The sequence below is a fragment of the Azospirillum sp. B506 genome (genome assembly GCF_000333595.1).
In the GTDB taxonomy this organism is placed as follows: Bacteria; Pseudomonadota; Alphaproteobacteria; order Azospirillales; family Azospirillaceae; genus Azospirillum.
In genome coordinates, this window is sequence record NZ_BADK01000990.1 from 1 (window position 1) to 4,355 (window position 4,355).

Here is a 4,355-nt window from a genome sequence, read left to right on the forward strand (position 1 = left end):
CCGCGCTTCACCAGGGCGCTCTTGGCGATTTCGCAGGAGCTGGTGAACTGGCTGGTGCCGACCGGGTTGAACTGGAACGAGCATTCGTTCGGATCGGCGACGACGACGACCGGGGCCGTGGCGATGGCCTCTTCCAGCGCCGGGTTGGCATAGTGGGTGATGCCCTTGAACAGCGGGAAATAAGTCAGGCAGGCCAACAGCAGCCCGGCCATGATGATCGGCTTGCGACCGATCTTGTCGGCCAGCGTGCCGAAGATCACGAAGAACGGGGTGCCGATCAGCAGGGCGGCGGCGATCATCAGGTTGGCCGCCTGGGCATCGACCTTCAGTGTCTGGGTCAGGAAGAACAGGGCATAGAACTGGCCGGTGTACCAGACCACCGCCTGGCCGGCGACGAGGCCGAACAGCGCGAGCAGGACGATCTTCAGGTTCTTCCACTCACCGAAGGATTCGGTCAGCGGCGCCTTCGAATGCTTGCCTTCCTCCTTCATTTTCTTGAAGGCTGGCGATTCGTTCAGCATCAGCCGGATCCACACCGAGATGCCGAGCAGCACGATGGAGATCAGGAACGGGATGCGCCAGCCCCAGGCATTGAAATCTTCCGGCGACATGGCGACGCGACAGCCCAGGATCACCAGCAGCGACAGGAACAGGCCCAGCGTTGCGGTGGTCTGGATCCAGGAGGTGTAGTTGCCGCGGCGGCCGTGCGGCGCATGTTCGGCGACATAGGTGGCGGCACCGCCATATTCGCCGCCCAGCGCCAGCCCCTGCAGCAGGCGCAGGCCGATCAGGATGATCGGGGCGGCGATGCCGATCGAGGCATAATTGGGCAGGATGCCGACGATGAAGGTCGACAGGCCCATGATCAGGATGGTGACCAGGAAGGTATATTTGCGGCCGATCATGTCGCCGAGCCGGCCGAAGACCAGGGCGCCGAAGGGGCGGACCGCGAAGCCGGCGGCGAAGGCCATCAGCGCGAAGATGAAGCCCGCGGTCGGGTTGACTCCCGAGAAGAACTGCGCGGCGATCACCGCGCTGAGCGATCCATAGAGATAGAAATCGTACCACTCGAAAACGGTCCCGAGCGAGGATGCGAAGATGACTTTCTTCTCCTCGCCGGTCATCGGCCGGACAGCGTCCGACGTCGAAGCCGCATAGGCCATGGTCTTCACCCTCCCAAGTGAACAATCCATAACTTCGGTTGGTTTTTGTTGCGAGCGGCATCTTCCGGTCACACGATCCGATGACCGAGTCCGCGTCTTGGTTATATCGCCGATAGTTGTGTATACAAACCATGGGCGTCACCCCCGACCATGGTCGGGGGTACCGGGCGCATGGTATTGGGTTACGCTACCCCTTTGTCCAGGCGTTGCGCTGGACTCGAAAACCCTGTCACTGGAAAACCGGGGCGTAGAGCAGTCCGCCCTGGGTCCAGGGACGGTTCAAGCCGCGGTCCAGCTTGAACGGTGACCGGCTGCCGAGGTTGCGCTCGAAAATCTCGCCGTAATTTCCGACCTGAACCACCGCCTGGTAGGCCCAGTCCGGGCGCAAACCGACCTTTGCCGCAATCTCCGGCATGCCAGACAGCAGGCGCCGCATCTCGCTGGTTCCGGTGATGCGCTGGAAATTGGCGTTGGCTCCTGACACGCCGGCATCGTCGGCGAGGAAGAGGGCGAACATGGTCCAGCGCACCGCCGCCATCCAATTGCGGTCGCTGTTCGGGGTGAGCGGGGCCAGCGGTTCGCGCAGGGCAAGGGGCGAGGACAGCGGAGCATCGACGATCTCCAGCGCCTTCTGTGGTGTGTCGATCACATGCAGCGCCGTCGTCAGCAGCGCCCGGTCGGCGCTGATCGCTGAGCAGTCGCGGCTGAGAAAGGCCTCCAGCGCGTCGGGCCAGCCTTGGAAGCTGCGCAGTTTCCAGGGCCGCCTGCCGTCGGCGATCAAAGTTTCCAGCTCGGCCTGGGTGGTGGTGCCGGCCGGCACGCAGACCGTCAGCTCGCCGTCCAGCGCCGACCGGCCATCGGGCAATTGCCATGCCGCGATTCCCTGTACGTCGTGGAAGATCGGCGGTCCGAAATCGACGGCATAGGTGGCGTCGCGCGTCAGCGTCCAGGAGGTCTGGGCGAAGGAGACATCGACCTCGCCGGCGGCGACGGCGGCGAACTCCTGCGGTTTCGACAGCCGGCGGATTTCGATGGCGTCGGCCTTGCCCAGCACCGCGGCGGCGAGCGCCCGGCACAGATCGACCATGAAACCGACCGGCCGGCCGCTGTCGTCGTTGGCGGCGAAGCCAGGGTTGAAGGAGACCCCGCACCGCACGACCCCGCGCCGTTCGATCTCCGCCAGCACCGGCCGGTCGCCCGTGCGTGCCGCGGCATCCTGCTGTGCCCCTGCGGGGCCGGCGGACAGCAGTGGATGCATCGCCAGAAGCAGGCCGACCGTGACGGCAACAGGCTTGACTCGCATCCTTCTCCCCTTATCCCACACCTCCGCTATGATACGCTGCCCGCGCCAGCGCGCAAAGGATGCGGGGCCGGACAAGCGGGAACAGGAATGGCGGGCGACAGCAGGGCGAAGTCTGGCGGTTCTGAACAGAACCAGCCATCGGAGAGGGCCGGCGTGGTCAGGATCGGCGTTGGCGCACGGCTGTTTGGCGCGCTCGTATTCAACGGGCTTGTCGCCTTCCTGATCGGACTTGGCGCCTACATCGCCTTCGACGGGCTGCATGCCGGCATCACCAAGGTCACGTCCGAGCAGTTTCCGGCCGTCGTAGCCTCCGCCAAGCTGGAACGCCAGCATCAGCGGATCATGCGCACCCTGGAACAACTGGCACTGTCGCAAGAGAATTTCGGTCGTGAAACGATCAAGCAGGGGTTGGCTGACCAGTTGGACGGCTATGACCGGCTGCTGGCGGAAATGGACTCCTCCGACGGCCGGCAAACCCAGCGGATCGCCGGGTTGAAGCTGCAGCGAGACGAGATCCTGCGGTTGCGCGACGCCATCGACCGCGGCGTGACCGCCCGTATCGCCGCCCGCCGCGCCCTGGCGGAGCGCAACCGTGACGTGCGGCGAATGGCCGACGCCCTGGCCGAGCCGGCATTGCGCGGGGTGGAGGATGCGGGTGTGCAACGCTGGCTGGCGATGGCCGAGCGGCTGCTGTTCCTGATTGCGTCTGTCCATCAGGCGGAGAACAGCTTCGCCCTCACGCGGCTGGCCGACAGCGCTGTGGCGCAGTTGGCGGCGCTGGACGGCTCCCTGCCGGTGGGGGACGTCTCGGAGCGGCTCGCCCGGCTGGCCGAAGGCATGCATTCGGTGGTCGAGGGCGACCGCTCCGTCTTTCGCCAGAGGCAGGAGGAGTTGCAAGCGTCTGAGATGCTGAACGGGCTGGTCGACCGCGCCAACCAGGTGTCGCTGATCAACACCGGGCTCAACACCGGTATTTTCGTGGAGCAGACCAAGGCGGCGGAGGAAAGCCGCCAGCAGGTCATCGAGGTCTCCACCACCTATACCCGCCTGTTCTTCGCTTCGGTTGGCGTGGTGGTGCTGGGGATGGTGCTGTCGATGCTGTATGTCCGGCGCAAGGTTCTGGCCCGGCTGTGGGCGGTCAGCGAGGCGATCCGCGACCGCACCGGCGGCGGTCGTGCCGAGGTGCCGGTGACCGGCGCCGACGAGATCGGCCAGCTTGCCCATGCGCTGCGCTTTTACATCCAGGAGACCGAGGACAAGAGCAAGGCGTTGCGCCGCAACGAACAATGGCTGCGCACGGTGCTGGAAGTCGCGCCGGTGCCGCTGGTGATTTCCGGCCGCGCCGACGGCCAGATCCGCTTCGTCAACCGACGCGCCGCCGACCTGTTCGAGGTGAACGAGGCCGGCGAGCTGCTGGGCCGCCCCGCCGCCAGCGTGTGGTCCGCCCCGCAGGTGCGCGACGAGTTCGTCCGCGATGTCTTCGCCAGCGGCCTTGCCCTCGATGTCGAGACGGAGCTGGTGACCCGGACCGGCCGCCGGCTTTGGAGTCTGCTGTCCGGCATCGCCTTCGAGTTCCAGGGGGAAGAGGTGCTGCTGAGTTCGGTCGTCGACATCACCCGCCGCCGCGAGGCGGAGGAGCTGCTGCGCCGGACCCAGGCCTTCCTGGATGCGGTGATCGACAATGTGCCGAGCGTTCTCTATGTGCTGGACGGCGACAGTGGCCGTGTCGTCCTGTGGAACCGCGCGGCGGAGGATTGTTTCGGCACCCGCCGTGCCGACATCGAGGACCGCACGCTGGCTGAGGTGCTGGGGCCGGAGACCGGGCGGGCGCTCGCAGGCGGCGATCCAGGCGCCATGCGCTCGCTGGAGTCGAGGAGCTGGTGCTCCCC

The 4,355-nt window shown here is 66.1% G+C and carries 3 protein-coding genes; 1 reads left to right on the top strand and 2 read right to left on the bottom strand.

Features of this window, described 5'->3' with window-relative positions; genetic code table 11:
- Together I71_RS30570 and I71_RS30575 are read right to left on the bottom strand one after the other, a co-directional pair.
- A partial coding sequence (locus I71_RS30570; RefSeq protein ID WP_042703249.1) for an MFS transporter occupies positions 1-1,163 on the bottom strand: 1,163 nt, incomplete at its 3' end.
- A 229-nt stretch (positions 1,164-1,392) separates the two neighbouring features.
- Positions 1,393-2,466, bottom strand: coding sequence for a transporter substrate-binding domain-containing protein (locus I71_RS30575; protein WP_042703247.1), 1,074 nt, complete (start codon positions 2,464-2,466; stop codon positions 1,393-1,395).
- A gap of 87 nt (positions 2,467-2,553) precedes the next feature.
- On the opposite strand from I71_RS30575, the gene I71_RS30580 reads away from it, so the two are divergent.
- The coding region (locus tag I71_RS30580; RefSeq protein ID WP_244434154.1) for a PAS domain S-box protein at positions 2,554-4,355 on the top strand (1,802 nt) is incomplete at its 3' end.

Bases quoted from the DNA above. Each gene is read 5' to 3' on its own strand.
- I71_RS30575 (WP_042703247.1), bottom strand. From the start codon at position 2,466: ATGCGAGTCAAGCCTGTTGCCGTCACGGTCGGCCTGCTTCTGGCGATG.